23 protein-coding genes and 1 pseudogene are annotated in these 23505 nt (G+C 65.4%); 16 read left to right on the forward strand and 8 right to left on the reverse strand.

The features are described 5' to 3' along the window. Window positions 1-9 precede the first annotated feature (9 nt). The 5 genes and pseudogenes from HMPREF0307_RS06755 to HMPREF0307_RS06775 all read left to right on the forward strand — a co-directional run. A pseudogene (locus HMPREF0307_RS06755) lies at window positions 10-207 on the forward strand (hypothetical protein); the annotation flags it as partial. Next, window positions 204-1100, forward strand: a complete 897-nt coding sequence (locus HMPREF0307_RS06760; RefSeq protein ID WP_066490036.1) for a hypothetical protein — start codon at window positions 204-206, stop codon at window positions 1098-1100. The pseudogene HMPREF0307_RS06755 and the gene HMPREF0307_RS06760, both read left to right, overlap by 4 nt. A 371-nt stretch (window positions 1101-1471) precedes the next feature. Then, window positions 1472-2878, forward strand: coding sequence for an MDR family MFS transporter (locus tag HMPREF0307_RS06765; RefSeq protein ID WP_066490040.1), 1407 nt, complete (start codon window positions 1472-1474; stop codon window positions 2876-2878). Between the two features lie 372 nt (window positions 2879-3250). Further along, entirely contained in the window at window positions 3251-5956 is a 2706-nt protein-coding gene (locus HMPREF0307_RS06770; RefSeq protein ID WP_066490411.1) for an ATP-dependent Clp protease ATP-binding subunit, read from the forward strand. A gap of 165 nt (window positions 5957-6121) precedes the next feature. After that, the gene (locus HMPREF0307_RS06775) at window positions 6122-6739 is read left to right on the forward strand and encodes a hypothetical protein (protein ID WP_066490041.1); all 618 of its coding nucleotides are present in this window, start codon (window positions 6122-6124) and stop codon (window positions 6737-6739) included. Window positions 6740-6793: 54 nt separating this feature from the next. Here HMPREF0307_RS06775 and HMPREF0307_RS12940 read toward each other — a convergent pair whose 3' ends face one another. Genes HMPREF0307_RS12940 through HMPREF0307_RS06785 form a run of 3 tightly spaced genes read right to left on the reverse strand, consistent with a single transcriptional unit; the run spans window position 6794 to window position 9594 of the window. Next, a complete protein-coding gene (locus HMPREF0307_RS12940; protein WP_154666885.1) occupies window positions 6794-6952 on the reverse strand; it encodes a hypothetical protein in 159 nt (52 codons plus the stop codon). 59 nt (window positions 6953-7011) lie between these two features. Next, window positions 7012-8325: a lipase family protein gene (locus HMPREF0307_RS06780; RefSeq protein ID WP_066490043.1), complete on the reverse strand. Its 1314-nt coding sequence runs from the start codon at window positions 8323-8325 to the stop codon at window positions 7012-7014. A 48-nt stretch (window positions 8326-8373) separates the two neighbouring features. Then, window positions 8374-9594 (reverse strand): lipase family protein, encoded by a 1221-nt coding sequence (locus tag HMPREF0307_RS06785; protein ID WP_066490046.1) that lies wholly within the window; start codon window positions 9592-9594, stop codon window positions 8374-8376. 39 nt (window positions 9595-9633) lie between these two features. On the opposite strand from HMPREF0307_RS06785, the gene HMPREF0307_RS12945 reads away from it, so the two are divergent. Both HMPREF0307_RS12945 and HMPREF0307_RS06790 read left to right on the forward strand, forming a co-directional pair. After that, window positions 9634-9804, forward strand: a complete 171-nt coding sequence (locus HMPREF0307_RS12945) for a DUF4236 domain-containing protein (protein ID WP_077210016.1) — start codon at window positions 9634-9636, stop codon at window positions 9802-9804. A 77-nt stretch (window positions 9805-9881) separates the two neighbouring features. Continuing rightward, window positions 9882-11159 (forward strand): threonine/serine exporter family protein, encoded by a 1278-nt coding sequence (locus HMPREF0307_RS06790; RefSeq protein ID WP_141759230.1) that lies wholly within the window; start codon window positions 9882-9884, stop codon window positions 11157-11159. On the opposite strand, the gene HMPREF0307_RS06795 is transcribed toward HMPREF0307_RS06790, so the two are convergent. After that, window positions 11156-12025, reverse strand: coding sequence for an HhH-GPD family protein (locus HMPREF0307_RS06795; protein WP_066490417.1), 870 nt, complete (start codon window positions 12023-12025; stop codon window positions 11156-11158). The genes HMPREF0307_RS06790 and HMPREF0307_RS06795 overlap by 4 nt on opposite strands. Before the next feature lie 25 nt (window positions 12026-12050). Between HMPREF0307_RS06795 and HMPREF0307_RS06800 the strand changes: the two genes are divergently transcribed. Both HMPREF0307_RS06800 and HMPREF0307_RS06805 read left to right on the forward strand, forming a co-directional pair. Next, the gene (locus tag HMPREF0307_RS06800; RefSeq protein WP_066490053.1) at window positions 12051-12677 is read left to right on the forward strand and encodes a carbonic anhydrase; all 627 of its coding nucleotides are present in this window, start codon (window positions 12051-12053) and stop codon (window positions 12675-12677) included. Between the two features lie 54 nt (window positions 12678-12731). After that, on the forward strand, window positions 12732-13454 hold the full coding sequence (locus tag HMPREF0307_RS06805; protein WP_066490059.1) for a hypothetical protein: 723 nt from the start codon (window positions 12732-12734) through the stop codon (window positions 13452-13454). 84 nt (window positions 13455-13538) lie between these two features. On the opposite strand, the gene radA is transcribed toward HMPREF0307_RS06805, so the two are convergent. Both radA and HMPREF0307_RS06815 read right to left on the reverse strand, forming a co-directional pair. Continuing rightward, on the reverse strand, window positions 13539-14942 hold the full coding sequence (gene radA, locus HMPREF0307_RS06810) for a DNA repair protein RadA (protein WP_066490069.1): 1404 nt from the start codon (window positions 14940-14942) through the stop codon (window positions 13539-13541). A 112-nt stretch (window positions 14943-15054) separates the two neighbouring features. Further along, window positions 15055-15648 (reverse strand): hypothetical protein, encoded by a 594-nt coding sequence (locus HMPREF0307_RS06815; protein WP_066490073.1) that lies wholly within the window; start codon window positions 15646-15648, stop codon window positions 15055-15057. 247 nt (window positions 15649-15895) lie between these two features. Here HMPREF0307_RS06815 and HMPREF0307_RS06820 point away from each other — a divergent pair, with 247 nt between their 5' ends. From HMPREF0307_RS06820 to HMPREF0307_RS06850, 7 genes are all read left to right on the forward strand, one after another. Then, complete coding sequence (locus HMPREF0307_RS06820) at window positions 15896-16486, forward strand: CarD family transcriptional regulator (protein ID WP_066490076.1); 591 nt, start codon at window positions 15896-15898, stop codon at window positions 16484-16486. A gap of 3 nt (window positions 16487-16489) precedes the next feature. Then, complete coding sequence (ispD, locus tag HMPREF0307_RS06825) at window positions 16490-17266, forward strand: 2-C-methyl-D-erythritol 4-phosphate cytidylyltransferase (RefSeq protein ID WP_066490079.1); 777 nt, start codon at window positions 16490-16492, stop codon at window positions 17264-17266. A 14-nt stretch (window positions 17267-17280) separates the two neighbouring features. Then, the gene (ispF, locus tag HMPREF0307_RS06830; protein ID WP_066490082.1) at window positions 17281-17769 is read left to right on the forward strand and encodes a 2-C-methyl-D-erythritol 2,4-cyclodiphosphate synthase; all 489 of its coding nucleotides are present in this window, start codon (window positions 17281-17283) and stop codon (window positions 17767-17769) included. A gap of 98 nt (window positions 17770-17867) precedes the next feature. Beyond that, on the forward strand, window positions 17868-19328 hold the full coding sequence (cysS, locus tag HMPREF0307_RS06835) for a cysteine--tRNA ligase (protein WP_066490085.1): 1461 nt from the start codon (window positions 17868-17870) through the stop codon (window positions 19326-19328). A gap of 37 nt (window positions 19329-19365) precedes the next feature. Beyond that, window positions 19366-20316, forward strand: coding sequence for a 23S rRNA (guanosine(2251)-2'-O)-methyltransferase RlmB (gene rlmB, locus HMPREF0307_RS06840; protein ID WP_066490093.1), 951 nt, complete (start codon window positions 19366-19368; stop codon window positions 20314-20316). An 18-nt stretch (window positions 20317-20334) separates the two neighbouring features. Continuing rightward, entirely contained in the window at window positions 20335-21069 is a 735-nt protein-coding gene (locus HMPREF0307_RS06845) for an AAA family ATPase (protein WP_066490103.1), read from the forward strand. Further along, on the forward strand, window positions 21066-21710 hold the full coding sequence (locus HMPREF0307_RS06850; protein ID WP_066490112.1) for an AAA family ATPase: 645 nt from the start codon (window positions 21066-21068) through the stop codon (window positions 21708-21710). Before HMPREF0307_RS06845 ends, HMPREF0307_RS06850 begins: the two co-directional genes overlap by 4 nt. Here the strand turns inward: HMPREF0307_RS06850 and HMPREF0307_RS06855 are convergent. Both HMPREF0307_RS06855 and HMPREF0307_RS06860 read right to left on the reverse strand, forming a co-directional pair. Further along, the gene (locus HMPREF0307_RS06855; RefSeq protein ID WP_066490116.1) at window positions 21707-22543 is read right to left on the reverse strand and encodes a CE1 family esterase; all 837 of its coding nucleotides are present in this window, start codon (window positions 22541-22543) and stop codon (window positions 21707-21709) included. The genes HMPREF0307_RS06850 and HMPREF0307_RS06855 overlap by 4 nt on opposite strands. Window positions 22544-22552: 9 nt before the next feature. Continuing rightward, a complete protein-coding gene (locus HMPREF0307_RS06860) occupies window positions 22553-23500 on the reverse strand; it encodes a metal ABC transporter permease (protein ID WP_066490119.1) in 948 nt (315 codons plus the stop codon). Window positions 23501-23505 lie beyond the last annotated feature (5 nt).

Consider the following 23505-nt stretch of genomic DNA (forward strand, 5'->3'; position numbering starts at 1 on the left):
GCAAGAATTGTGACCTTCTTCCACCTCGACGAGGAGCCCGGGCTCGTGCGCTTCCACAATCAATTGGCCGCGCGCGTGGGAGGCAAGGTCGTGGCCCCGGACGTCGACTCGCTCGGTGCGGCGGTCGTGGGGGAGTACCCCCACCGCCGGGTCTACAACGCTGCTTTCCCGTTTATGTCGAGGGCGTGTGCAAAGATGACCGTATGAAATCCCTGCTCTTTCCTAGTGCAGTCATCGGCATGGCGCTCGTTGTGAGCGCCTGCTCGTCCGGAACCAGCGAGCCGGTCACCTCGACCGTCGTCGTCCAGCCGTCCCAGTCCGCTTCCGCGTCCAGCGAGTCCGCGCCGGCACCCAGCTCGACGGCAGAGGCCGCCTCCGCCACGTCCAAGGACAAGTCTGGCCAGCGCTCCGCGGACGAATTCCTCAACGCCCCGCTCGACCACTCGACTATGGATTCCTACGGCGTGACGAACGCTGACGGCTCTTCGGGGTGCATGGTCATCCCGGACAATGACCACGTCTCCTGCCGCCTGGCTTTCAATGACCCGCCGCTCGTCCCCCAGGTGGGCATGCCCATCTGGGAATCCAATGGCTTGAAGTACGAGTCCGACTACGGTTTTAGTCCAGCCGCATTCGTGGGCGGCGAGTACCGCACGGCCGGCGCGCTGCAGCCGGGCGAGTCGGTCGACATCGAGGGCGTGACTTTCGAAGCCCTTGTTGGTGGCGGCCTCAAGGGCACGAAGGACGGCCACGAGTTCACCATCTCGGGCAGCGGCGAGTACCACTCTGATACTTTCCCGCCGAAGCCTGCGGCTGACGGCACTGCGCGTGTGGGCACGGTCTGTGGTCAGGCGAACCCCATGGGCAACCAGGACTTCCTCGTCTACGTCGCCCAGGACGGCACCAACTGTAACGAGGCGATGGCGGCGCTCGACGAGTACAAGGATGCCGAAAAGGGCGGTCAGGCACTTATCGCGCCGGTGAGCAACGGCTGGGGCTGCTCGGTTTCGGCTCTCGACGGCCAGCCTGACACTCCGGAAAATCGCCACTTTACGTGCTCGGCCGATAACGGCCAGCAGCGCGTCGTCCTTATCAAGTAGACGCGGCGCCGCAGCTATCTGCCGATGGCGTCCCTGAAGTCTTTGTAGGCCGCAGGGGCGCCACGGCGTTGGACGACCCAGATGTCGCCCTTGGAGTCATATGCCACGCCAATTCCGATGAAGCGCTTTCACCTCAGGTATCGCTTTCGTGGCTGGTGACCTTACCCAGCGAAGCTCGTGGACCCTGTTAACTCCCGCGGTTATCTGTGGATTTGCTCACAAACTCACATTCTCGAATTACGAGCGGTAGCTGTCGCTGGTTAAGGTAGACGCTTGTCTTTTTAATATGCGTATCTGCGCCTTGTGCGTGGATACGCCCTTTTTAATGCGTGAGAAGAAAGTTGTGACACTTCGTGGCTGAACCACAGACCATGCCGAAGGGCACGGGCATGACGCTGGCCGTGCTCGTCCTCGGCGCGATGATCATGATCCTCAACGAGACCTCGCTGTCCGTTGCCTTGCCTGCCATTATGGCGGACTTCGGCATTCCGGCGACCTCGGCACAGTGGCTCACCACGGGCTTCATGCTCACCATGGCCGTGGTCATCCCCGCGACCGGCTACCTGCTGGAGCGACTGCGCACCCGCCAGATCTTCCTCTTCGCGGTCGTCGCGTTCCTCGTCGGCACCGTCATCGCCGCCACGGCTCCGGTCTTCCCGCTGTTGCTGCTCGGCCGCATTGTTCAGGCCTCCGGCACGGCGCTGATGATGCCGCTGCTCATGACGGTGACCATGACCCTCGTGCCGCCGCAGCGCCGTGGCTCCGTCATGGGCGTTATCTCCATCGTCATCTCCGTGGCACCCGCTCTCGGTCCGACGGTGGGCGGCTTCATTCTTAACTCGCTCACGTGGCACTTCATCTTCTGGGCTATGGTGCCGCTGGTCGTGCTCCTCCTCGTCTTCGGCCTCATTAAGCTGCCCAACGTCGGCGAGCAGCGCACCATCCCGCTCGACGTCCTCTCCGTCGTCCTTTCCGTCCTCGCCTTCGGCGGCCTCGTCTACGGCCTGTCCTCCATCAACGCGATCCTCAAGGGCGAGGGCACCACGGAAATCATCATCACCGTCGTGGGCCTAATCTCGCTCATCATCTTCGTGCGCCGCCAGAACGCCCTCGCGAAGGACAACCAGGCGCTTATGGATCTGCGTCCGTTCCGCGTGCGCAACTACACGTTCGCCATCGCCATCATGCTGCTCTCTTTCGGCATGATGCTCGGCACTGTCACCGTCCTGCCCATCTACCTGCAGACCTCGCTGGGCGCCACCGCGGCGATGACCGGGCTTGTGGTCATGCCCGGCGGCATCCTCCAGGCCCTCATTTCGCCGTTCGTTGGCCGCCTCTTCGACTCTTATGGTCCGCGCCCGCTGCTTATCCCCGGCGTCATCATGCTCACCGCCTCGCTGTGGCTCATGTCCACCCTCGATGAGAATGACGCCATCTGGCACGTCGTCGCCATGCACATTCTGCTTGCTTTCGGCATGGGTCTTATGATGACCCCGCTGATGACCTCGGCGCTGTCCTCCCTGCCGGGCGACCTCTACGGCCACGGCTCCGCCATCATGAACACCCTGCAGCAGCTCGCCGGCGCGGCCGGCACGGCCTTCCTCGTCGTGTTCCTCACCCGCGGCACCGAGTCCAGCATGGCCGCAGGCCAGGCTGCCGATGCCGCCACTGCCCACGGCGCACACTGGGCCTTCCTCTTTGCTGGCGCCGTGGGCATCGTCGCGTGCGTCCTCGCGCCGATGGTCAAGCGCATCCCGACCACGGAGGAAGCCCACTAGGAGTCCTTCGCGCTCGGGCTGCTGCAGCTGAGCGTGCCTAAACACGCCTGTCCCCGCCACGATGGTCATCGCGGCGGGGACACGTGCGTTGAGGGGAGCCGACGCGGCGATCGCAGGGGAGCCGATGAGAGGGGGCATCGGAAAGCGGGGCGGGTTGGTACAGGCGACGCAGAGCCGTGTGGGGCCGCCTTCAGAAGACAACACTGAGGCTTCGAGCAGGGCCAGAAAAGGCCCTGTTCGCTACCGGCGTACACCCCTGTGAGCTGCGGGAACGAGGGTTCGGGGCGAACACGTGGAGGCAGCGGGCAATGTCGGGGAGGAGGTGCGCGTTAGAGTGGGCAAAGAACTATTAGAGCGAAAGAGGTTATGGACATGTTTGAGAGGTTTACGGACCGTGCTCGACGCGTCATCGTGTTGGCGCAAGAGGAAGCACGCATGCTCAACCACAACTACATCGGCACGGAGCACATCCTGCTCGGCCTGATCCACGAGGGTGAGGGTGTCGCCGCCAAGGCGTTGGAGTCCATGGGCATCTCGCTCGAGGATGTCCGCCGTGAGGTGGAAGAGATTATCGGCCACGGCACGCAGCCGACCACGGGCCACATTCCGTTTACCCCGCGCGCCAAGAAGGTGCTCGAGCTGTCCCTGCGCGAGGGCCTGCAGATGGGACACAAGTACATTGGCACCGAGTTCCTGCTTCTCGGCCTCATCCGTGAGGGTGAAGGCGTGGCCGCACAGGTTCTTATTAAGCTCGGCGCCGATCTGCCGCGCGTGCGCCAGCAGGTTATCCAGCTGCTCTCGGGTTACGAGGGCAACCAACAGGAAGGCGGCGAGGGCCAGGGTTCCGGCCCCGTCGGCGCCGGCGCTGCCCCGGGCGGCCGCACCGGCGGCGGCAACGGTGGCGACCGTTCCAACTCGCTCGTGCTTGACCAGTTCGGTCGCAACCTGACCCAGGCTGCCAAGGAAGGCAAGCTCGACCCGGTCGTGGGCCGCGACAAGGAAATCGAGCGCATTATGCAGGTGCTCTCGCGTCGTACCAAGAACAACCCGGTGCTCATTGGTGAGCCGGGCGTTGGTAAGACCGCCGTCGTCGAGGGCCTGGCTCTCGATATCGTCAACGGCAAGGTTCCGGAGACCCTCAAGGACAAGCAGCTCTACTCGCTCGACTTGGGCTCCCTCGTTGCTGGTTCCCGTTACCGTGGTGACTTTGAGGAACGCCTGAAGAAGGTCCTCAAGGAGATTAATCAGCGCGGCGACATCATCCTGTTCATCGACGAGATCCACACTCTCGTCGGCGCGGGCGCTGCAGAAGGCGCTATCGACGCGGCCTCGCTGCTTAAACCGAAGCTGGCCCGTGGCGAGCTGCAGACCATCGGTGCGACCACGCTCGATGAGTACCGCAAGCACATTGAGAAGGACGCCGCCCTGGAACGTCGTTTCCAGCCGGTGAAGGTCGACGAGCCTTCGCTTGAGGACACCGTTCTTATCCTTAAGGGCCTGCGCGACAAGTACGAGGCACACCACCGTGTTTCCTACACGGACGAGGCCCTCAAGGCTGCTGCTCACCTGTCTGACCGCTACATTAATGACCGGTTCCTGCCGGATAAGGCCGTCGACCTCCTCGACGAGGCGGGCGCCCGTATGCGCATTAAGCGCATGACCGCTCCGGAAGGCCTGCGTGAGGTCGATGACCGTATCGCTGAGGTCCGCAAGGAAAAGGAAGCGGCCATCGACGCACAGGACTTCGAGAAGGCTGCTGGCCTGCGCGACAAGGAGCGCAAGCTCGGCGAAGAGCGCGCAGAGAAGGAGAAGCAGTGGCGCTCGGGTGAGCTCGAGGACATCGCCGAGGTCGGCGAGGACCAGATTGCAGAGGTTCTGGCTCACTGGACCGGCATCCCGGTTCTCAAGCTCACGGAGAAGGAATCCTCTCGCCTGCTCAACATGGAAGAGGAGCTCCACAAGCGCATCATTGGCCAGGACGAAGCCGTCAAGGCCGTCTCCCGCGCTATCCGCCGTACGCGCGCAGGCCTCAAGGACCCGCGTCGTCCTTCCGGTTCCTTCATCTTCGCCGGCCCGTCCGGTGTTGGTAAGACGGAGCTGTCCAAGGCCCTGGCGAACTTCCTGTTCGGTTCGGATGATGACCTCATCCAGATCGACATGGGCGAGTTCCACGACCGCTTCACCGCGTCGCGTCTCTTCGGTGCTCCTCCGGGATACGTCGGCTACGAGGAGGGCGGCCAGCTCACCGAGAAGGTGCGCCGCAAGCCGTTCTCCGTCGTCCTCTTCGACGAGATTGAGAAGGCCCACAAGGAGATCTACAACACCCTCCTGCAGGTCCTCGAAGACGGCCGCCTTACCGACGGCCAGGGCCGCGTGGTCGACTTCAAGAACACCGTTCTTATCTTCACCTCGAACCTGGGTACGCAGGACATCTCCAAGGCCGTGGGCCTGGGCTTCTCCGGCTCCGCGTCGCAGGATGCCGACGGCCAATACGAGCGCATGAAGAACAAGGTTCACGACGAGCTGAAGAAGCACTTCCGCCCCGAGTTCCTCAACCGTATCGATGAGATTGTGGTCTTCCACCAGCTCACGCAGGAGCAGATCGTGCAGATGGTCGAGCTGCTCATCGCCCGCGTGGAGAAGCAGCTCACCGAGCGCGACATGGGCATCGAGCTCACGCAGAAGGCCAAGGATCTCCTGGCCAAGCGTGGCTTCGACCCGGTCCTCGGCGCTCGTCCGCTGCGTCGCACCATCCAGCGCGAGATCGAGGATCAGCTCTCCGAGAAGATCCTCTTCGGCGAGATTGGTGCCGGCGACCTCGTGACGGTCGACGTGGAGAACTGGGACGGCGAGTCCAAGGACAACTCGAAGGCGACGTTCACCTTCTCGCCGAGCCCGAAGCCGTTGCCGGCTGGCACCTTCACCGACGAGGAGGCCGACGCCGAGGTGCGTGAGACCGAAGAGGTCGTCACCGCCGACGTGCCGTCCACGTCCTCCGAGCCGGAGCTGCCGTTCGACGACGACTCGAACGACGACGGCAACAACCCGCCGACCGCCGGTGCAGGCCAGGCGCTCTAAGCCCTAGCCCGCTCGAGGTGTAGAGCAACACAACCCGCATGCAGTCATTGCATGCGGGTTCTTTGTATGCCTGCGGAGGTCTATTCCAGATATGCTGCAGTCTTCTAGGCTGAACTCGGTTGCTCTTATAGCCCCGTGTAATCCTCGCTCACCGAAAGGAAAACTATGGTTTCGTCGAAGAAGACAGGATCTGCAACCGCCCGCTCGAGTGAGTCCGGCTGGCCGCTGATCGCTGGGGTTGTCCTATTGGCGGGTATTGTGCTCGCCGCAGTGGGGTTCGTAGCGTGGACCGTGTGGGGTGGCGGAAAGAACAATAATGCGGAGCGCTCGACCGTTGTGGTCACGCAGACCGCGTCGGGGCAGGGCGAGGAGGCGGCGGTGCCGACTGACGAACCCGAGAGCGAGTCCTCGGCGCCATCCGCGACGTCGGTGGTGCCGACCTCAACGGTGGAAGCGTCTGCTGAGACAGGCATGCCGGAGGGACTTACGCAGAGCGGATGGTCGGGGACTACTGCCGTCTGCGGTGATGGCGAGACGCTTGCCTTTGCCGGGCGTGGCCCCGATGGCGCGGCGGTCGTGTGTGCATCTGGCGGCGAGTACATCTATCACAGCGCGCTGTTTGGCGGATCGCTGACAAACACGGCCTATCTGGAAGGCCCAACGTTCTATGTTCCCACGGACGACTCACTCATCACGGTGAGCGACGGCGGCTTCGGCGTGCGCCAGGGCGGTGCCCGTGTGGCGGGCGGAGAATTTACGGAGAGCTGGCGCGCGCAGGGCTAGCGCAGGGGAGATGAGCCCGCGCGGCGTGTACTGAGTGCGCGGGTTACTCCGAGGTTACTTCGACGAGGTGGCGGCGGACTCGGAGCTCAGCGAGCCACTCGAGGAATCATCGTTGTTGCTGGCGGTGATGCCGATGATGGCGCTCACGAGCGTAGCCAGCGCCATGATGAGGGAGAGAAGATCTTGGGTCTTGATATTGCTGAATTTCGGCATGCGTGAAAGCTCCTTGTTCCGGCACACGGCGCGGCTCGCCGCATGTAAGGAGACCGAGTCTAGCCCGCCAACAGAGCCTGCTCCAACCAGTCGAGGGCGGGATCGAACTGCGCGATGAGGCCTGCGGCGTGGCCGCCGGAGACGCGGGACGAGAACGGCGAGCCAGCAACCTCGGTGGTCTCCACCGCCGCGCCGAGCTTCTGCCAGTCCGAGGCCAGCTGCATGGCCTGGTCATGATTGACGATGTCATCGTTGGGAGCGCTGCCCACGAGGACGCGGCCCGTGGGGGCGACGGTGCCCAGCTTCTGCTGGGCGAGGACGGAGGAAACACGCTCGTCCGAGGCGATGAACTCGGCCATGGACATGCCGGTATCCGTGAGCGATGACAGCGGAGTAGCACCCCAGCGCAGCATGGAGTCGATGATGCACGAGCGGGAGTTTTCCGCGAGCCAGTACCGGCCCTTGGAGTTGAGGTAGCCGTTGACAGCGGTGGCAAAGCCTTCGTCGCGCGCAGAGAATCCCGCGATGGCGTAAGCGAGATTCGGGCCTAAGTTCGGCGAACCGCCGAGCATGGCGATGAGGTCAGCCGGGGGAGCGCCCGCATAGGTGGCGCGCAGGTTGAGCTCTGGGGCGTATGCTTCCGCGAGCTCAGCGCCGGCGGCAGCGGCACCGCCGCCCTGGGAGTACCCGAAGAGAGCGACGGGGCGGCCCGAGTCACCGACGACGGCGCGGGCGGCGTCGAGCACCGCGTGGGCCTGCTCGACACGGTTGGCATACGTGTGGACGCCGGGCGTGCCCAGACCGATGTAGTCAGTGAGCACGAGACGCATGCCGCGCGCGCGGAACTTTGCGTAATAGGGCAGCTCATAGTTAATGCCCATGGACGACATGAGCGGGGCGATCTGGCCCCGGAAGCCCGGGCCCTTGGTGGGTGCACAGTGATCCGCGAGGCCGCGGGTGCCCGGTGCCATGACGACGGTGGGGGCGGGCCCTTCACCGTGCCAGGTGCCGGTGGGCTCCAGGACCGCTCCGGAGACGTACGTGGGCGTGCCATCCTCCAGCGTGGAGGAGTAGAGAATGCGGCTGCGGCCCACGCCCACGGTGCTCTCTCGCAGGAGCGTGCCCGCCGGGGCGTAGCCCACGGCCGAGGGCGGCGTCATGTAGAAGTCGTAGTCCTCGCCGGCTGAGCTGGAATCGGTGCTGGAACCGGAGCTGGAACCGGAGCTGGATCCGACGCTCGACAGGGATGAGGCCGACGCGGGGGCCGCGGTGGCGAGAGGGGCAGTGCACAGCGCCGCCGCGGTCAGGGCGGCGAGGGACGAAGCGGCGAGAATACGGCCCGCACGCAGGGGAGAGAGGGAGAGAAGTTTCACGGTGAAAATACTACCGCGTGGCGCCGGCATGGGCGGTGTGACCTGGGTCTATGCGCAGTTGTTCGGGGCGGGCTTATGCGTGAACAGGTCGAAGAGGTAAACCAAGCCCTTCGGTACGGAGGCCATGAGAGGCACCGCGTGGCCGAGGGCCGCGCCGGGGGCGAGTGCCGTGCCGGGTTCCGCCACGAAGTTCACCGTCGCGCCGGCCTGGCAGTAGGCGCCAGCGAGCGCGCGGGCCTGACCGTAGGGGATGAGATCATCCGTGGGGGAGTTCGCGATGTAGATGGGCGCGTTGGGGGTGTGCTGGCCGAGCTTCTGGTGGCGCAGCGTCTCGCCGATAATGGGCTCTTTGAGGGAGAGTTCCTCCAGGGATTCGCCGTGGGCCGTGAGCGTCTGGGTGCGGGTAAAGCCCCATGTCGCAACGGATTCGCCGATGCACGAGGTGGCGGCGTCGCGCAGGAAAGCCTTGCCGCGGTCGTTGAAGTTGGCGAGGATGGCGTCGCGGAATTGCGGGTCGCGCTCCGCGAAGCCGTTGATGGCGTAGCCCAGCACGTGCGCGATGGCGGAGCCGTTGACGGCATGCATGACGCGTTCGAGGTCAGCCGGCGGGGCACCGGCGTAGGTGCCGCGGACGTTGAGGTCGGGGCCATACGCCTCGGCGAATTCGGCAGCTGCGGCCGCCGCGCCGCCGCCCTGGGAGTAGCCGGCGAAGGCGATGGGGGCATCGGCAGGCGCGCCGGAGGCCTGGAGCGCAGCGCGGCCGGCGTCGATGACGGCGTGGGCTTCCTCGATGTTATTGACGTAGGTGTGCGCTCCCGGGGTGCCGAGCCCGATGTAGTCCGGCACGATGACGCGCATGCCGGCCGCGGCGGCAGCCTGGTGGAACTGGTACTCGTAGTTAAAATTCACCGAGCCGGGCCACGCGGAGGACACGCCAAGGAAGGATCGCGAGGGCGCGCACTGGTCGCCCTGACCGCGGGTGCCTGGGGCGAAGACGATGGTGGGACGCGGGCCGCCGTGCGTCCAGGCGGCAGTGGGCTCGTAAAGCGTCGCGGTGGCCGCGACGGGGGAGCCATCTTCGCGCGTCGTGGAGTACGTGAGCACGCGGGCGGAGGAGTTGGCGGGCAGCAGGTGCTGGAAGGGCGCGCTGGCAGTGACGGTGCCGGGAGAGGGAGCACCGGCAGGCGCGGCGACAGCCGTGGCGGGTGGAAGGACAAGGCTTGCGGCAAGGGCAAGCGAGGAGAGAAGAAAGCGGATTTTCACGAACATAGATTACCTGGATTGGGGCGGGACGCTAGACTTTGCTGCATGGGTATTTACTTCCGCAAGCGCAAGAAGACGGGCAAGAATAGCTGGATCAATATCTCCGGCTCGGGTGCTTCGATGTCCACGAAAATCGGTCCCGTGACCCTCAACTCGCGTGGTGGCATGTGGGTCAACCTGCCCGGCGGACTCAACTTCCGCGGTCGCTGGCGCTAAAGCACGCAGCTTTAGTCGAGAAAGATAGGTGAAGGGAGCGACGGCCTATGGGCATGTCGCAAGCAGAATATCGGCAGATGGGCGTCGAGGCCGACGTCGTGCTGCGCTTGGGCATGCTGCTCATGGGCGCGGGCACATCCGGCTACCGCGTCATGCGTGGAATGAAGCGCGCGGCGCGCGCGATGGGTTTTGACCGGCTCGACCTGTCCGTGGGCGTGACGCAGATTGTGTGCACGTTCCACCGCGGTGAGCATTTCCGAACCATCATTGCGCAGCAACATTCGCCGGCGGTGGACGCCTCGCGCATCGAGGCGCTTGAGGACCTCACGCACCACGGGGTGCCATGGGGGACCACGGCGGAAGAACTCACGGCGAAGCTTGATGCGATTGAGCATGGCGTGACGAAGCGCTGGAACGTGTGGATTCTCTCGACTGCTGCGGCCGTGGCGTGCGCGTCCTTTGCGGTGCTCAACTACTTCTCCTGGGTGGCCATCGCGCTCGTGGCCCTGGCTGCTTTCTGCGGGCAGCTCACGCGCCACACCCTAGCCAAGCAACACGTTCACCAGCTGGGCGGCATCGTCGCGGCGGGGCTCGTGTCCTCGCTCGTCTTCTTTGCTACCACGGAATCCCTCGCCGCGGCAGGGCTCGCGGACCCCGCGGGGTTCTCCTCCGGCTATGTTGCTGCGGTGCTCTTCCTCATCCCGGGTTTTCCGCTCTTCTCCGCGCTCATTGATTTAGGCCGCTTCGACTTTGATGCGGGGCTCGCGCGCTTGACGTATGCGCTCACAGTCATCCTTGCGGCGACGTTTACGGTGACGATGGTGAGCTGGTTGACGGATCTCAAGCCGGAGCCGGCGCAGGCGGACTTCACGCCGGGATGGTTCCTGCTCGCGGCCGTGGCAAGTTTCTGCGGCATCGCGGGGTTCGCCTTCCTCTTTAATTCCTCGCGGCGCATGGTGCTCGTCGCCGCGTGCGTGGGCACCGTGGCCAACCTCGTGCGCCTGCTGCTTGTGGAAGCTGGCACCACGGCCTACTTTGCGGCGTTCGTGGGCGGGCTCATCGTGGGCCTACTCGGCGCCGTCGCCTCAAAGCAGGTGCATCTGCCCCGCATTACGACGACGGTCCCGGCCTCCGTCATCATGATTCCCGGCACCGCGATGTTCCGCTCCGTCTACCAGCTCAACGCCGGCGATATGACGCAGGCGCTCACCTTCGCCGCGACGGCGGCCATGGTGGTCATCTCCATCGGCGCGGGGCTCATCCTCGCCCGTCTGCTCACGGATAAGGATTGGGCGTTGGGCCACCTCATCGACTTCTCGCACCACCGCCCGGGCGCGGGGAACCCAGACTTCTAGGAAGGCAACCGGAACCGCCCGTCCGGATCCTGCTCCGCGAGTCCGTCCGCGAGCAACGAGGCCAACGCGCGGGAGCGCTGCGGGGCGTCCTCCCACACGGCGTCGAGCGCCGCCTGTGAGACAGGCTCGGTCGCCCCGCGGAGTACCGCCATGAGCCGCCCGCGCGCTTGGCGGTCCGTGCCCGTGAACTTCTGGACGCGCTTCTTCGCCTTGGCGGTCTCCTCCTCCGAGGGCTCCGGGCACCCGGCGAGCTGCCACGCGCACTCGGCTTTGAGCGGGCACGCCTCGCAGGAGGGATTCTTCGCCGTGCACACCAGGGCGCCTAGCTCCATGAGCGCGGCAGAGACGCGCGGCCCGCGCCCAGCGGGTGCGGCCTCGAGGAGCGAGGCAACATCGGCAAGCTCCCGCTTGCGCGGCGTGGGTGGCAGGAAGGTCCCTGTGATAGCGCGCGCATAGACGCGCCGCACATTCGTATCGACGACGGGCACGTTGAGCCCGTAGTGGAAACACGCCACGGCTCGGGCGGTGTAATCCCCGATGCCAGGCAATTCCAATAAAGCATCGACATCAGAGGGGACGGGTGACGAGCCGAGAGCCTGCGCGCACTCCCAGAGCCGCAGCGCGCGCCGGGGATAGCCTAACGTGCCCCACGCCTTGAGGACGTCCGCGCGGGAGGCTGCCGCGAAGTCCACGTGCGTGGGCCAGCGCACCATCCAGTCCTTCCAGATGGGGGCGACGCGCGCGACGGGAGTTTGCTGGCTCATCACTTCGCTGAGCAGCACGCCCCAGGCAGTGGTACCCGGTCGGCGCCAGGGGAGATCCCGCTCGTTGACGTCAAACCATGCAAGAAGTGCTTCGAAGTTCATCAGGGATAGTTTAAACTTATGTACCGTGGCTAAAAACATTGAGCTCAAGACCCCTCAGGACGTCTGGGACGCCCTGCTGGCTGGAAACCAACGTTACGCCTCTGACCAGGCGGAACATCCTCACTCCGATATTGCTCGCCGCGACGCCCTGCGCACCGGCCAGGCCCCGCGCGTTGCAATTTTTTCTTGCGGCGACTCTCGCGTCCCCGCGGAACTTGTCTTCGACATGGGCTTTGGCGACGCGTTTATCATTCGCAATGCTGGCCATATCGTGGACAACTCCGTGCTCGCCTCCGTGCAGTTTGCCGTCGATGACCTCGATTGCGACCTCCTTGTCGTCATGGGGCACCAGTCCTGCGGTGCTGTGAAGGCGACCTCGGGCTTCCTCAAGGACGACTCCACCATTCCGGCTGGCTTCCAACGCACCATCGTGGAAAGGGTTGCGCTCGCCGCCATCGCCTCCCAGGCCGAGGGCAAGGACACCACGGACGACTTCGAGCGTCGTAACACTGTGGAGACCGTCAAGCAGCTCATGGCGCGCATTCCGCATCTCGCCGATAAGGTTGAAGCGGGGGAGCTCGGCATTGCTGGCATTCGCTACCTCCTTGATGACGGCACGGTCGAACCCCTCGTCCTGCACGGCGTGCAGTAGACACGCGGGCCCGCAGTGGCGCAGGTCGCGCCGGTCACGCCCTAAAATAAGGGCATGTCGACTCCGCGTAAGCCACTGCCTCCCGTGATTTATCAGCGCCGCCGTGCGGCCGCGCTGATTCTTATCCTCGTGGTGGTCGCCGCGCTCATCATCGCCTGGACCGTGGGCCGAGGCGGTAAGGATGATGCGTCGCAACAGGCCGCCGCAACCTCCTCGCTGGCCCAGCCTGCCGATGCCCCCTCCTCCGCACCGTCGGCGGCTCCCACGTCCTCCGCCGCGGAGGCTCCCGCTTCCGACGGCGCCCCGTCCGCTGAGTCCTCTGCAGCCGCGCCGTCCGAATCCGCCGCGCCGTCCGACTCCGCCGCAGCGTCCGAAGCCCCGAAGAATTCCTGCACCGTGGATGATCTCAAGGTGAGCGTGAAAGCCGTGGAGGCGTCCTACAAAGACGGCGACTTGCCTGTCTTCGTCATGGACGTCGAAAACCCTACCGCCGTGGACTGCGATATCGACTTGGACCAGAACAAGCTCCGCTTCGAGGTCTATAAGATGGGCACGAACGCCCGCGTGTGGGCGGACACGGATTGCTACCCCTCCGTCCAGACCGGTCGCACGACCTTCAAGGCCGGTGCCACCCAGCAATTCCAGGCCACGTGGTCGCGCAAGGGTTCCGAGCCTGGGCAATGCTCCGACCGCCCCGTCGCCGAGGCTGGCCACTACTTCGCCCACGGCATCATTGGCGATAACTACTCCGAGGGCTATACGTTCAATCTGAACTAGCCAAGCGCTTACCCCGAGTCGCTCTCGCTTTCCGACCCCGCCAGCACACACGCGCCGCGCGGGGCGTGCGCATTTTTCTCCCCGCTACGCGTCGACGAGTGCGATGGCTTGCCCCAACGTCGCGACTTCTTTGACGCGCATGCCCGCGACCTTCGCGTCCGAGCCCGCCGGCACGATGGCCTGCTTGTAGCCTAGGCGCGCAGCCTCCGCGAGACGCCGTTCCACGCCGGGTACGCGGCGCAGCTCCCCGGCCAAGCCCACCTCGCCGATGACGACGGTCTTCGCGGGCAGCGGCTTCTCATGCAACGAGGACCACGTGGCGAGCGCCACCGCCAGGTCCGTCGCTGTTTCGTTGATGCGCACGCCGCCCACCGTCGCGACGTACGCGTCCTTCTCATTCGACTTCTGGCCCGCGCGCGCCTGGAGCACTGCGAGCACCATGGGCACACGGTTGTTGTCCAGGCCCGTGACCACGCGGCGCGGGTTCTTCGAGACCGGATCCACCGTGAGCGCCTGAACTTCTGCCAAGATGGGCCGCACGCCGTCCATGGCCACCGTCACCGCCGAGCCGTCTGGTGTCGCCCCGCGGTGGGAGAGGAAGAGCCCTGACGGATCTGAGACTTCCCGAATGCCGCCGGCGGTCTGCTCGAAGCAACCCACCTCGTCCGTGGCGCCGAAGCGATTCTTAATACCGCGCAGCATGCGCAAGCTGGACTGCCGGTCGCCCTCAAAGTTGAGGACGACGTCCACGAGGTGTTCGAGCACGCGCGGACCCGCGACATTGCCGTCCTTCGTCACGTGGCCCACGAGCAGGATGGGAATGCCCGTCGTCTTCGCCAGCGTGGTGAGCGCCGCCGTCACCGCGCGCGACTGCGCGACGCCGCCGGCCACGCCCTCGACGCCCGCGGCATGCATGGTCTGCACCGAGTCCACAATCATGAGCGAGGGCTTGAGCTGTTCCACGTGCCCGAACACCACGTCGAGGTTGGACTCCGCTGCTAGATAGAGCGTGTCATGCAGCGCTCCGGTGCGCTCCGCGCGGGCACGTACCTGGCCCGCGGACTCCTCCGCCGTCACATAGAGCGCAGTGCGGTTCAACTGCGCCCATTGCGAGGCTACCTCGAGCAGCAGCGTGGACTTGCCCACGCCCGGCTCGCCCGCCATGAGCACCACGGATCCCGGCACGATGCCGGTGCCCAGCACGCGGTCAAGCTCCCCAATGCCCGTGGGCAGCGTCTTTGTCGCCGACGCCCCAATCTTCGTAATGGGTTGCGCCGGACTCGTGGGAGTAAGCCCCTTGGCCAGCTGGCCGCTTACGGCCGCCTGCGCCGCGGCCCCGCCGCCCAGGCCGCCACCCGACGCGGGCGCGGCGGGCATGGATTCCTGCAGTGTGCCCCACGAACCACACTCGGGGCAGCGCCCCAGCCACTTGGGCGAGACATATCCACACTCGGAGCAGGTGTGGATGGGACGAACTTTCTTAGCCATGCTGCCTACTCTAAACCAGCCCCTCAACACGAAACCCCCGCCGGCGCTGACCAGCAGCGCGGGCGGGGGAATGGCTCGAAGGCGTGTGCGGCAGGGGCGCACACGGAGAGAATTAGTGGTGCTCAGCCTTAGCGGTCTCCGTGGTGTAGCCCTCGGTGGAGGAGGAGTCACGGTTGTACTGGCCGGAGGTCAGCGGGGAGGCGGACACCGGAGCGTCCACGGTGAGCTCACCGTTGTTGAAGGTGAAGGTGACCGGGCGGGTGCCGCCGAAAGCGTAGTCCTCGTTGGTGAGATCCGTGGTGATGTACTGCACGGAATTCGAGGTCTCGTCCTGCGGAACGGCGTCGAGGTTGGCCTTGGAATCACCGATGATGGACTGGCCGCGGCCGATGGGCTGTGCGGAGGAGACGTTGACGGACTGGCCGTCGACGTCGATGGACTGGAGGGTGACCTTGCCGTCGGCGTAGCCGTCGTTGATGACGCTGAACTTGAGCGATGCGGTGCCGTCGTTCGGCTCCAGCTGGATGGTCACGTCACGCACGGCCACGGCGCCGTCTTCGGTCTTGGCGTTGGTGCCATCCACTGCGATGACCTTCTGCGAGGTCTGGGTGATCTGGCCCGCGGAGCAGGCTGCCAGAGAAAGCGCGGACATAGCAGCAACAGAGATGATGGCACCGCGACGTGCGGCAGACTTCAGGGACTTCACTTCGAGCGTCCTCCAATTAAGAGATCAGGCGTTTATCAACGACTTAGCCTAGTCGTTAGCGGCGGGAAGTACACAGTTTTGGGCCCGTTGGGGGCTACGCCACATGCGTAACATGGGGGTATCCGGGGGTAAACCCGGGGTGCAAACGCCGCCCCCGTCCAGCGTGGTAAAATTTCTCACCATATATGCGTGTGTCGCGTCGTGCGATGCGCGCCAACGAACCCGAACGAGGAGTGACTGGACAAACATGGAGTTCAAGGTCGGCGAGGTCGTCGTTTACCCGCACCACGGTGCTGCAGAGATTACTGCCATCGAACAGCGTGAGATGGGCGGGGAGACCTTGGAGTTCCTCGTGCTTCAGATCAAGCACTCGGATCTCGTCGTGCGCGTTCCTTCCAAGAATGCCGAGCATGTTGGCGTCCGTGACGTCGTGGGTAAGGAAGGCCTGGAGAAGGTCTTCTCCGTCTTGCGCGAAACCGACGTCGAAGAGGCTGGCAACTGGTCCCGCCGCTTCAAGGCCAACCAGGAGCGTCTCGCCTCCTCGGATATCAACAAGGTGGCCGAGGTCGTTCGTGACCTGTGGCGCCGCGACCAGGACCGCGGCCTGTCCGCCGGTGAGAAGCGCATGCTCGCCAAGGCCCGCCAGATTCTCGTGGGTGAGCTGGCCCTTGCCACCCCGGTTGATGAGAAGAAGGCTGACGCCCTCGAAGAGGAAATCCAGGCCACCATCGAGCGCCACCGCGCAGCAGGCCTCGTTGAGGACACCACCGTCGTCACTGGCGGTGATGATGAGGATCTCGCAGACCTCAACTTCGACGATTCTGACGACGAAGAGTAAATAATGTCGCGCCGCGTCATTGCGCTCGTGGCTGCGGCCGGCCAAGGCACGCGCCTCGGCGCGCCGATCCCTAAGGCCTACGTCGAACTTGACGGCGTTCCGCTGCTCGCGCGTTCCGTGCGTCTGCTGCTCGACTCCGGCCGCGTTGATGAGGTCATCGTTCTCGTGAGCCCCGACATGCAGGACACCGCTGCGCGGGTCCTTGCAGACGCCCAGCTTGCCGATGCCCCCGTGCGCCTCGTCCACGGCGGCGGCGAGCGCGCCGACTCCGTCTGGGCCGGCCTTCGGGCCGCGGCTGCCGATGCTGCGTCAACTGCCGCGTCGGCTGGCGCGTCGGCTAGCGCCGACGCGAGTCATGAGGATGCCATCGTCCTTGTCCACGATGCCGCCCGCGCGCTCACCCCGCCGGACATGGTCGCGCGCATTGTCGACCGCGTCGCGGCCGGTGCGTCCGCCGTCATCCCGGTGCTGCCCGTCGCCGACACGATCAAAGAAGTCGACGGCGACACCGTTCTCGCGACCCCAGACCGTTCCCGCCTACGCGCCGTCCAGACCCCACAGGGCTTCGACCTCGCGACGCTCATCCGCGCCAACGAGGCCTACTTCGCAAGAAAGCAGGACTTCATCGCGACGGATGACGCAAGCCTCATGGAATGGTTCGGCGTCACCGTCGTGACCGTCCCCGGCGACGCGATGGCGTTCAAGATAACGACCCCGCTCGACCTCACCCTCGCCCGCGCCGTCCTCGCCGCGCAGCCTGCGGCGCGCGACGAGAAATAAATAAGGAGACCATCATGAAACAGCCGATTATTCCGCGCGTGGGCATCGCCACGGATGCCCACCAGATCGAAGAAGGCAAGCCCTGCTGGATCGCGGGTCTCCTCTTCGAGGGCGCGGACGGCTGCGAGGGACACTCGGACGGCGATGTTGTCTCCCACGCCGTCGTCGACGCATTGCTTTCCGCGTCACAGCTGGGTGACCTCGGCTCCTTCGTCGGCGTAGGCCGTAAGGAATACGCCGGCGTCTCCGGAGCGCAGCTGCTCAAAGAATGCCGCGCGTTGCTTGAGGAGAACGGCTTTACTATCGGCAACGCCGCAGCACAGCTCGTAGGCCAGACCCCGAAGATGGGCCCGCGACGCGAGGAAGCCGAGCGCGTGCTCACCGAGATCCTCGGCGCCCCGGTGTCCATCTCCGCGACGACGACCGATCACCTCGGTTTCACCGGTCGCGCGGAAGGCCGCGCCGCCGTCGCGACCGCTGTCGTGTGGAAGGCCACCGCATAAGCCACCGCATTAGCCAGCACCTAAACTCGTGCTCCGCAGGCAGCCGTGCCCTCCACCGATGTCGGTGGGTAGCAAAGAAAAGCCCAGCGTCCCCTAGAATGGGCTGCGTGACTTCCAACGATAAGCAGACCCCGACCACGCAGCTTCACATCTATGACACGGCGGCGCGTACGCAGCGCCCGTTCGAGCCCATCCGGCCCGGTCACGTGTCTATCTATCTGTGTGGCGCGACCCCGCAGGCCCAACCGCACATCGGTCACCTGCGTTCCGGCGTCGCCTTCGATATCCTGCGTCGTTGGCTCATTGCTCAGGGCTTCGACGTTGCCTTCGTCCGCAACGTCACCGACATCGATGACAAGATTCTCACCAAGGCCACGGACAACGGCCGCCCCTGGTGGGAGTGGGTCTCCACGTATGAGCGCGAGTTCACCAAGGCGTACAACACGCTCGGTGTTCTTCCGCCCTCCGTCGAGCCGCGCGCGACCGGCTTCGTCACCCAGATGGTCGACTACATGCAGCGCCTCATGGACCGCGGCTTCGCCTATGCCGTCGGCAAGACCGACGGTGAAGCCGAAGGAGCAGGTTCCGTCTACTTCGACGTCAATGCTTGGGTCGCGGCCGAGGGTTCTGACTACGGATCCCTGTCCGGCAACAAGGTCGAGGAAATGGACCAAGGGGAGGGCGTGGACGCCCTCGACCGTGGCAAGCGCGGCGCCCAAGACTTCGCCCTGTGGAAGGGCGCGAAGCCCGGCGAGCCCTCGTGGCCCACGCCGTGGGGCAAGGGTCGCCCGGGCTGGCACCTGGAGTGCTCGGCGATGTCCACGTACTACCTGGGTTCCGAGTTCGACATTCACTGCGGCGGCCTGGACCTGCAGTTCCCGCACCACGAGAACGAGATTGCCCAGTCCCACGCGGCGGGCGACGGCTTCGCGCATTACTGGATGCACAATCACTGGGTCACCATGGCCGGAGAGAAGATGTCCAAGTCCCTGGGCAACGTGCTCTCCGTGCCCACCATGCTGGAGCTCGTCCGCCCAGTCGAGCTGCGCTACTACCTGGGCTCGGCGCATTACCGTTCCGTGCTCGAGTACTCCGAGGCCGCGCTCACCGAGGCTGCCGCGGGCTACCGGCGCATCGAGGACTTCCTCGCGCGCTTCGACACCGTCGAGGTGGGTGAGTGGACGCAGGGCTTCGAGGACGCGATGAATGACGATATCGCCGTTCCACGCGCCCTGGCAGAAATTCACACCACGGTGCGCGCTGGCAACAAGGCGCTCGCCGAGGGGGACGAAGCCCGCGCGCTGGATCTCGCACAGTCTGTGCGCGCTATGGCTGCGGTGCTGGGCTTCGACCCGATCGAGTGGGCGTCTGGCTCCGCTGCGGATTCGGGTGCGGCCGAGCAGGCACTCGAGGTCCTCGTCGCCGCCGAGCTCGAGGCACGTACCACCGCACGTGCCGAGAAGGACTGGGCCACGGCGGATGCCGTGCGCGACCGACTCGCAGCAGCGGGCATTACCATTACCGATACTCCCGACGGCCCCACCTGGTCGCTGGCTTAAATTACACGTTGCACACGCTCTAGAAGGATAGATTTTTATGGCACGAACTCACGGCCGTGGCGGCGCAGGCGCACGCAAGTCGAATAAGAAGGGTGCGCTCAAGGGCACCGGCGGACAGCGCAAGAAGGGTTTGGAGGGCAAGGGCCCGACCCCGAAGGCGGAGGACCGCGTCTACCACGCCAAGTACAAGGCGAAGCAGATTCGCGAACGTCGCAACTCCGGGCGCCACGTCAAGGAGACCGCAGAGATGGTCGTGGGCCGCAACCCTGTCGTGGAATGCCTCCACGCGAAGGTCCCGGCGACCTCCCTCTACATTGTGCAGGGCACCCGCATGGACGAACGCCTCTCCGAGGCCGTTGCCATCGCGAACTCCCGCAACCTGCCGGTGCTCGAGGTCCAGCGCCACGAGATGGACAACATGACAGGCAACGGCATGCACCAGGGCATTGGCCTGCAGATTCCGCCGTTCAAATACGCGCAGGTTGAGGACCTCGTCGCTGACGTGGCGGCCAAGCCCGAGCCGGGCATGTTCGTCATCCTCGACAACATCACGGACCCGCGTAACCTCGGCGCGGTCATTCGTTCCGTCGCGGCCTTCGGCGGCCACGGCGTCATCATCCCGGAGCGCCGCTCCGCTTCCGTCACTGCCGTGGCATGGCGTACCTCCGCGGGCACCGCAGCGCGCCTGCCCGTGGCGCGTGCGACGAACCTCACGCGCACGGTGCAGTACTTCCAGAAGCACGGCTACCAGGTCGTGGGCCTCGACGCCGGCGGCGAGCACACGCTCGACACCTACGACGGCGGCACGGATCCCGTCGTCATCGTCATCGGCTCCGAGGGCAAGGGCATTTCCCGTCTCGTGCGCGAGAACTGCGACGAGGTCATGTCCATCCCCATGACCCCGTGGGTCGAGTCGCTCAACGCCTCCGTCGCGGCCGGCGCGGTGCTGTCCGAGTTCGCCCGCCAGCGCCGCGTGGCCCAGAAATAGGCTCACGCTTTCGCCGCCATGTTTCTCACGAGCGTGCGTCCCGCCCCGGAGCTTATCGGGGAGGGACTGCCCGATGTGCCGGAACACATGCGCCGCCTGGGCGCGCTCATCGCAGCGCTGCCCGGCGGCGCCTTGCGTTTTCCTACGCCCGTTACCGTCGTCGTGGGGGATAACGGCGCCGGAAAATCCACGCTGCTAGAGGCCATCGCCGTGGGGCTTGGCGTCAATCCCGAGGGCGGTTCGCGCCACGCCCGTTTTGCCACCGGCGACGAGGACTATCCCGAGTGGCTCATCTGCTCGCGGGCGCACAACCCGCGCGACGTGTACTTCTTGCGCGGCGAGACCTTCCTCAACTTGAGCGAGTATCACCACCAGATCCATAGCCCGGAGAATCCCGATCCGCTCAGGGACCTGCCGTTTCTCAGCCACGGCCAGGGTCTGCTCGCCCTCGTCGAGAGACGCTTCCATTCTGACGGAATGATCATTCTCGACGAGCCGGAAGACGGCTTGTCCTATCCCCGGCAGGTCGAGGTTGCCACGCAGCTCGAGCGCCTCACCGCCCAAGGCGCACAGGTCATCCTCGCGACGCACTCACCAGTCTTCCTCAGCATGCAAGGCGCGACCGTCTACGCGTTCGGCGACAATGGGATTGCGCCCGTCGCTCCCGAAGCGACGGAGGCTGTTCACGCCGCGCGCGAGTTCCTCGCCGATCCATTGGGGACCGCCGCGTTTCTAATTGGGGAGGGCGAATGAGGGACTTCTATGTCGACGCCTATGCCGCGGTGGACGGCGGCCACGGACCTGAGTGGGTGTCCTCCGTTCCTGGTTTCGTGGCGCTGCGACGCCAGGGACTGGACCTGCGTGCGCCGGTGACCGTGCTGACCGGGGACAACGGGGTGGGCAAGTCGACGCTCGCCGAGGGCATTGCCTTCGAGTACGGCTTTCCTGAGCGCGGCGGGATATGGGGTGTGCAGCGCTCCGCCGGTCCCATCAATCCCCTCCGGGGGTGGGCGAGCCTGCGCTTGGGTAACGCGGCGAAGGACGGCTACTTCCTGCGCGCGGAGACGCACTACAACGTCGGTTCGACCGCGATGTCGCACGGCGAATCCGTCATGGACGTCGTGCAGCGTTCCTTTGATGGGCGCGGGCTCTATATCCTCGACGAGCCGGAGTCGGGGCTTTCGCTCGTGCGGCAGATGACGCTCATGGCGGAAATCCATCGTGCCGCGGAGGCGGGTGCGCAGTTCATCGTGGTGACGCACTCGCCGATCGTGGCAGCCATCCCCGGTGCGCGGATTGTTGAAATTACAGAAGATGGGTTCTTCTTAGAGATGCGCGACGTGACACAGACGCTGGCGTTTCAGTCCCTCGCCGAAGTGATGCGGCGGGTTTAAAGGCCGAAGAAGTCCTCCACGAGCTCGGCAGCGATGAAGGAATCCGTGTTTTTACCCAGGCGTGGGTCCAGCTCGTTGCCCGACGGGATGACGTGGCCCATGCCCTCGACGCTCACGAGCTCGACCGGTGCGCCGTCGCTATCTGCTGGCTTCCAGTGGTCGACAACGGTGTCGGGGAAAAGCTGGATGCGCGCCGGGCCGGCGGCCTGGTTGAGCTCTGCGAAGCGTGCGGCATTCTCCTGCGCGCCGGAGACGGCACCGCGGGTGCGCTTCGGGTCAATGCCCGCCGTTCCGCCCTTATAGGGCGCGAGCCGGTCGCCCGTGCCGTGGACGAACATGACCGGGGTGGGCTGGTACGCCGAGTCCGGATTGGTGGGCGCATGGTTGGTGCCGGCGCCGAGAGTGGAGGCGAAGACGCAGGCGGCATCGGCAAGCCCGGGCGCGTCGAAGAGCAAGCGGATAACCATCTGCCCGCCGTTGGAGAAGCCGCAGAGGAACACGCGGCCAATCTCCTGCTCCGCGCGCAGCTCGTCGAGGATGGCGCGCGTGAAGGCGACGTCATCGATGCCCAGCTCGCGCGCGGCGACGGGCAGGGTGGCGCGGGCATCGTTAAAGTGCTGTTCCACGCCGGTGGGGTAGACCGCAAGCATGCCGTGGCGGGTGGCAAGGTCATCGAACGTGCCGTTGGTAAAGCGACGGATGACATTCGCGGATTGCAGGGAGCCGTGGAAGAACATGAGGATATCGGGCTTCGCCGCGACGGTGTCGGGGCGGTACACGAGGTACTTGCGGGTGCGGTCTTGTAATTCGAGGCTACGGCGTTCCAAAGTCACGCATCTAGCCTAGTCCTGGTGCGTGCAGCTCTCGTCGTGCGTCGAGGTGTGGTGTGCCTCGGCGTCGGCGCGATCGGTGGCGGCGCCGAAGTGTTTCTGGGAGGTACGGCGGGCGGCGACGTCGTCGCGGACGGCCTTGCGGCTGCGGGCCGCGCCGATACCGCGGCAGACCAGGTAAATAACAAAAGAGATGCTCGTGACGAAGACCGAGACGGGCAGGCCGGGAGCCAGGGAGAGGACTAGGCCGCCCACGGCGGAGACCTCAGCGAAGATAGTGGACCACATAATGGCGCGCACCGGCGAGGACGTGATGTGCACGGCGGCGGCGCCCGGGGTGATGAGCAGCGCCATGACGAGCAGGGAGCCGACGATCTGCACGGACTGTGCGGCAGCGAGGCCGACGAGGATGGCGAAGACGACGGACAGTGCGCGCACGGGCACGCCGGCGGCCTGCGCCATGATGGGGTCCGCGGAGGCGAAGAGCATGGGGCGCCAGAACAGCGCGACAGCGCCGACGATGATGACCATGGTCGCGGCGAGCAGCCAGACGGAGGCGCTCGAGACGCCGACGATCTGGCCGGTTAGCAGCGACATCGCGGAGTTCGAGTTGCCGGGGTAGAGGTGCAAGAAGAGCACGGAGAGACCGAGGCCGAAGCTCATGACGACGCCGATGGCGGAGTCCTGCTGGCCCTTGAAGCCGAGGACGGCGAGCACGATGGCAGCGACGATGGCGCCGGCGACCGCGCCGAAGCCGATGTTGAGGCCGAAGAGGAGCGCGGCCGAGGCGCCCATAAGGGCGAGCTCCGAGGTGGCGTGCACGGAAAACGACATCTGACGCAACACGATGAGCGAGGTCATCACGCCCGAGAGGATGCCGAGCAGGGCGCAGGCGATAAGCGACTGCTGCACGAAGTCGATGCTCAGGAGGTACTGGGTGTCCTCAATATATTTCTGCATGGATG

This window comes from Corynebacterium sp. DNF00584, from assembly GCF_001552965.1.
GTDB lineage: Bacteria > Actinomycetota > Actinomycetes > Mycobacteriales > Mycobacteriaceae > Corynebacterium > Corynebacterium phoceense.